Genomic DNA, 5,212 nt, shown 5'->3' with positions numbered 1-5,212 from the left:
TGGCGGGTGGGTCGCGGCGGGTCCACCCCCACCCACTGAACGGGTCGGCGGGGGGGGGGGGGGGCGCCCCCCCCCCCCCCCGTGGGGGGGGTGGGGGCGCCACCCCCCCCCCCAAAAGCTTGGATTGAGTAAACAGATCTGAAGTAATACGGCCATCCGTTGAGTCTAGGCCACATATCAGGAAAGAAACTCCTGCAAAAGGGGGAATAAATAATCAGTTTTTAATAACCGGATTTAGGATCAGAATATTTTCATGCTTGACGGTGTAACTTGTTGCATCGGGACTGACTTATTTATCACTATTACCCAATTGGGTTAAAGCTGTCCCGGTGAGACGACAAATTTGCCACTCTTGGAAGACCTTAGCCCCCATTTTTCCATAAAAATCGATCGCCAGTTGATTCCACTCTAAGACAGTCCATTCTAAAAGTCCTGCATCCCTAGCGACGGCAATTTTAGCCACAGCCATTAGTAAAGCTTTCCCGATACCTTGACTACGATAATCGGGTAAAACGAAGATATCTTCCAGATAAATCCCCGGTTTAGTTATAAAGGTGGAATAGTTAGCAAAAAATAGGGCAAAACCGACTATTCTACCCTCTACTTCCGCGACCAATGCTTCGATGTAGGGTTTTTCTCCGAATAAATGCTCCCCTAAAGCTTGACTATTTCCTGTCATTAAATGGCTGAGTTCTTGATAGGCTGCTAAGGCAACAATTAAGTCAAAAATAGCCTTGACATCGGTAGCAACGGCAGCACGGATGGAATAATTCATGATTGCTAGTCAAATCTTGATTTTAATGCTGATGATGTTTATGGGGAGATTCAGCAGGGGGAGAATTAAGATTGGAAAAATGGCCGTTATTTAATCCCATCCCAACGCTACCAATACTGAAAAGTCCCATGGAAACAAAACCGGCCGCAATTGTCCCCATGGCCACGGTTCCAATGGAAACTATTCCCATAGGAACAATACCGATGGAAATAACGCCCATGGGAACAATGCCAATAGAAATTATACCAGTGGGAGCAATACCGATCGACAACCATTTTCGCCCGGAATTACCACAACTATTCTCTTTTTCTTGACCTAGATTGGAATCCATGCTTTTAACCCCGAAGATGCTTTGAGCCTTACCATCCTAGGTTAGGGGTAGAATTCTTGTCAAAAGACCAGTAGTCAAAATGAAAGTTAATTTTTTATAAAAACTATTGACTTTTCATCTTAGTTATGTATTGGCGGGATACCGGCCACGTCGAGAATTTTTGGGACTAAATCCTCCCGTTTAATCGCCATGATGTGGACACCTTGACATAACTGCTGGGCTAATTTTATTTGTTCGGCGGCGATTTTGATGCCTTCTTCGAGGGGATGGGCTGCATCGGCGAGTCTTTGAATGATATGGTCGGGAATTTGTACCCCTGGCACATTTTTATTTAAAAATACGGCGTTTTTAGCTGATTTTAACAGAAAAATTCCCGCTAGAACCGGTTTATCGGCGAGGGAGGCCACCTGCTGCATGAACTTATCAAGGCACTCGAAATCCGTAACTAATTGACTTTGAAAAAACTGCGCTCCCGCTTCGATTTTACGCTCAAAACGGCTTTGAAGACCGGACCAACTTTTTGACTGCACATCGACGGCAGCCCCGGCAAAAAGTTCTAAGGGTCCATCCGGTAAAGATTTATCGTTAAAGTCGAAACCTTTATTTAATTTATCGATTAATTTTAACAAACGTACCGATTCTAGGTCAAAAACTGCTCTAGCCTGGGGGTGATCTCCTGCTTTGACGGGATCTCCAGTTAAAGCTAGTATATTTCTCAATCCCAAAGCATGAGCGCCCATGAGATCTGCTTGTAATCCGATCACATTGCGATCGCGACAGGCTATTTGACAGATGGGTTCGATGTCGTGTTGATAGAGAATAGCGGAGGCAGCCAGAGAGGACATTCGCACTACGGCGCGACTGCCATCGGTAATATTAGCCGCATGAACGCGATTTTTTAGCCAGAGGGCCATTTCTAGCATATGACTGGCATTCCCCCCTTTCGGGGGGGTAATCTCGGCTGTAATCAAAAATTCTCGGTCTTGAACCGCGCGTTGTAAACGAGTAGTCATCGAGTTATCTAGGGTTTAATCTTGACACTCCCATCGGTAAAACCGAGGGATTCTTGGGCTGAATCTTGCCTCTACTAGCAATGCTAATTTTGGTCTTACATTTTCATGTCTAGTCCGACTACACCTATAAGGCAAGCACTCTTGTGGACTACTCCCCAAGCTTAAATTCGGGTATGCCCTACCCTATTTGATTATTTTTATCTCCCACCTATGCCATATTTTTTGTTAGAGGGCAGTGAGGTATTGGGGCAACCTTTTTGAGTTGGTGACACTAGCCTTTTTACAACGGTCAGTTCGCGTGCCACGACTACACATCTGATTTTCCGCTTGCTTTCACTTTAGCACAAATTATCTTAAAACAGCAGAGTTTTAGTTGTGCTTCGCTGTTTCTATACTGGTCGGGGTTTCATCCCGTCGGTAAAACCGAGGGTCTTCACCCCGACATTTAAGATAAATTTTATAGTAGATTTAGCCCAGAAATGACTCGGAGGCAAGCAATGATCATCGGGCTGCTTTATACTGGTCAGTGCCGGTGCTTGGCTGATATCAGATGAGTTAACTGGCAGGAAAAAATTTCTAATGTAGTATAATACACGGACAGTTTAACCAAATTCGTTTACAAGTGTAAAGGACAACCGATTCGATCGAGCGATCATGCAAACTCTTTCTCGTTTACCTACTAAAGACAAAGGCCTAATCATGCCCCATCCCCTCAAAATCGTCGCTTTAGGTGATAGCCTTGTTTATGGCTATGGCGACCCCGTGGGTGGCGGTTGGGCCGAGCGCCTACGTCGTTTGTGGATGGAAAGTGCTGGTCATGCCCTGTATAATTTGGGTATTCGCGGCGATCGAGTGGTACAAGTGTCCGAACGTTTAGAACAGGAATTTCGTCTCAGGGGAGAAATTCGCAATCGTCTCCCCGACCTGATTTTTCTCTCCGTCGGTGTTAATGATACAGCCCGCTTGGGCCGGCCCGATGGTCGCACCTACACCGATCACGATCTTTTTCAAACTCAAATCGAACATTTACTCGCCCGGGCCCGTTCTCTTTGCCCGGTTTTGTTTATAGGGATGATTCCCGTGGATGAGGGGAAAATGCCCTTTTTAGATTGCTTTTACTTCAACCATCGCGATCAGTATCGTTTTAAAGAAACCACTAAACAAGCTTGTCTAGAGCAAAATATTCCCTATCTCGATTTATTTGATCTCTGGATGGACCGGGGTGATCTGTGGTGCCAAGAAAGATTAATGCAGGATGGACTTCATCCCAATGTGCAGGGCTATCAATCAATTTTAGAGGATATTTTAAACTGGTCGCCCCTCACCTCCTTTGTCGGTGTGGATGGTTTTATTCAACCGTTTACAGGAATTGCAGAAAAGTGATGTCCTCTGTTCTCAGTGGTTCTAGCGGTGCTACGGAAACCAGAAGAGCCGGTAATATAAGCGAACTTACCCCCTACATATCTACTACAATGCTGAACAGGCAATTGCGCTACTCGTTCAAAATGTAGTAAATTAAGGGGCAAAATTTGCCAATCATTGCTCTAAATTTGTGACGCAATCAATTCTCGAAAAGGTGAATCAAAAGTTAATTTTTCCAGACTATATTTTATCGCCATTTCCCAAAAACTACCTTAACTAAGATAAACTAGATTTTCTCTTTCATTAATCATAATTTTATGGTTGTCTCTCCATTGTTTATTATTAGTGACATACCAAAGAAATACATAAGTATTTATTAAAAATTTGAGCCTAATTATTGATCATCTTCAAAATCAGTTAAAGGAGCATCAAAATCATCGGCTATCCAAAATTTTCCCGCAGCACTTCTCGGTTGAAGCGGTGGTTTCTTGGCTAACTTTACAGGACTTAATTTAACTACAGGTTCATTATTTTCTGTGATGATAATTTCTTCACCTTTAAGTACAGATTCCAATAACTCATTAAGTTGATTTTTGGCTTGTTTTAATTCAACTGTAGTCATTAGTTTACCTCACTGATTAACAACACAAACATTAGTTTAATCTCAATCAAGAAAAGCGATGGATTAAGTTATAGCGTTTCCTAAGCTAGTGAGGTACACCTATTTTTCTTCCCTTTTGCCTCTTGCCTTTTGCCTTTTGCCTAAAACCCATAACTTTTGTACCTCAGCAGACTGAAAAACGCTATATATCTAGGGTTTGCTGAATAAATGTGAAATGTAGGCAAGGTAAGAGTTTTGTGGCTTTACGAGCGAAACAGGTGCAAATTTTGAGAGAATCGTCGTTCAAAACCTTGCGTCTTCATCGGCCCGCGTCCTGTAGGGGCGAAGCATTCGGGCAATAACCTATCGGTGAAACCGTAGATTTTCTATCCGAATGCTTCGCCCCTACTTTTTGCCGCAAACCCTATCTATATCCTTACTTTTAATCATGATACCAATACTCACCCCCTGCTGAATGTCAGACACATTCTCATACTTTCTAGCGGAATTATCGCCATTAGCCTGTAGTAGTAGTAAGGAAACCCAACACACAATAATTGTTATGATTTCTTGGAGCAGGTTGAAAAATCGATCTTCTATGTTCAGCAACAGCACAACATCAGTGAAGAAATCTGCACTCGGCAAGGGGCAGTATGAAAATGGGATCACTTATTTAGATTTCAGATGGTATATGGTAAAATTTGCATAATTCAGTAAGATTAGTATTATCCTATATTATTTCAACTCAACTTCCTATGAGTAACAAATCTACGATTAAATTGGTGATCGCTTTTAACGATCCTAACCTGGAGCCTGAAGAACGCGACGAACAGGCCCAAGTATTACTGACAGAACTACAACAGGCAGATGAAGTTGAATCGGTTAAACGCATTCTTGATCCCAATCCCCCTGAAGGTAATAAGTCGTTGGGCGGTTTTTTGGGTGGAATCTTAATGACCGAAGTTAACCCCGCTAATGGGAAAAAACTGTGGCTCTTCGGTTTGTGTTATGCAATGGACGGGGGTTATAAGGGATGGAACCCTTATATAGAAAGGCATTTAGCGATTTTTGTCAATTGTTTTTTATCTAGAGCGAACTAATCAATTAAGTCTTTTGCCAGATAAGGATTT

At 42.9% G+C, this 5,212-nt stretch carries 6 protein-coding genes; 2 read left to right on the top strand and 4 right to left on the bottom strand.

Annotation, left to right across the window (positions count from 1 at the left end; translation table 11 throughout):
* Nucleotides 1–289: 289 nt before the first annotated feature.
* The 3 genes from O9332_RS01610 to O9332_RS01600 all read right to left on the bottom strand — a co-directional run bounded on the left by O9332_RS01610 (nucleotide 290) and on the right by O9332_RS01600 (nucleotide 2,119).
* The gene (locus tag O9332_RS01610) at nucleotides 290–775 is read right to left on the bottom strand and encodes a GNAT family N-acetyltransferase (protein WP_002759515.1); all 486 of its coding nucleotides are present in this window, start codon (nucleotides 773–775) and stop codon (nucleotides 290–292) included.
* Between the two features lie 22 nt (nucleotides 776–797).
* Nucleotides 798–1,106, bottom strand: a complete 309-nt coding sequence (locus O9332_RS01605) for a hypothetical protein (protein ID WP_002759516.1) — start codon at nucleotides 1,104–1,106, stop codon at nucleotides 798–800.
* Between the two features lie 119 nt (nucleotides 1,107–1,225).
* Nucleotides 1,226–2,119, bottom strand: coding sequence for a methylenetetrahydrofolate reductase (locus O9332_RS01600; RefSeq protein ID WP_288023382.1), 894 nt, complete (start codon nucleotides 2,117–2,119; stop codon nucleotides 1,226–1,228).
* Nucleotides 2,120–2,773: 654 nt separating this feature from the next.
* On the opposite strand from O9332_RS01600, the gene O9332_RS01595 reads away from it, so the two are divergent.
* On the top strand, nucleotides 2,774–3,502 hold the full coding sequence (locus O9332_RS01595) for a GDSL-type esterase/lipase family protein (protein WP_002759519.1): 729 nt from the start codon (nucleotides 2,774–2,776) through the stop codon (nucleotides 3,500–3,502).
* A 373-nt stretch (nucleotides 3,503–3,875) separates the two neighbouring features.
* Here the strand turns inward: O9332_RS01595 and O9332_RS01590 are convergent, their stop codons facing one another.
* Nucleotides 3,876–4,103: a type II toxin-antitoxin system Phd/YefM family antitoxin gene (locus O9332_RS01590; RefSeq protein ID WP_288023380.1), complete on the bottom strand. Its 228-nt coding sequence runs from the start codon at nucleotides 4,101–4,103 to the stop codon at nucleotides 3,876–3,878.
* Nucleotides 4,104–4,837: 734 nt separating this feature from the next.
* On the opposite strand from O9332_RS01590, the gene O9332_RS01585 reads away from it, so the two are divergent.
* Entirely contained in the window at nucleotides 4,838–5,182 is a 345-nt protein-coding gene (locus O9332_RS01585; protein WP_288023384.1) for a hypothetical protein, read from the top strand.
* Nucleotides 5,183–5,212 lie beyond the last annotated feature (30 nt).

The sequence above is a fragment of the Microcystis sp. LE19-10.1B genome (assembly GCF_027530565.1).
Taxonomy (GTDB): domain Bacteria; phylum Cyanobacteriota; class Cyanobacteriia; order Cyanobacteriales; family Microcystaceae; genus Microcystis; species Microcystis aeruginosa.
The sequence above is the reverse complement of the archived record's forward strand: the minus strand, read 5'-3'. Positions and strand labels throughout refer to the sequence as shown.

Bases quoted from the DNA above. Each gene is read 5' to 3' on its own strand.
- O9332_RS01605 (WP_002759516.1), bottom strand. From the start codon at position 1,106: ATGGATTCCAATCTAGGTCAAGAAAAAGAGAATAGTTGTGGTAATTCC.
- O9332_RS01590 (WP_288023380.1), bottom strand. From the start codon at position 4,103: ATGACTACAGTTGAATTAAAACAAGCCAAAAATCAACTTAATGAGTTA.
- O9332_RS01595 (WP_002759519.1), top strand. From the start codon at position 2,774: ATGCAAACTCTTTCTCGTTTACCTACTAAAGACAAAGGCCTAATCATG.
- O9332_RS01600 (WP_288023382.1), bottom strand. From the start codon at position 2,119: ATGACTACTCGTTTACAACGCGCGGTTCAAGACCGAGAATTTTTGATT.
- O9332_RS01585 (WP_288023384.1), top strand. From the start codon at position 4,838: ATGAGTAACAAATCTACGATTAAATTGGTGATCGCTTTTAACGATCCT.
- O9332_RS01610 (WP_002759515.1), bottom strand. From the start codon at position 775: ATGAATTATTCCATCCGTGCTGCCGTTGCTACCGATGTCAAGGCTATT.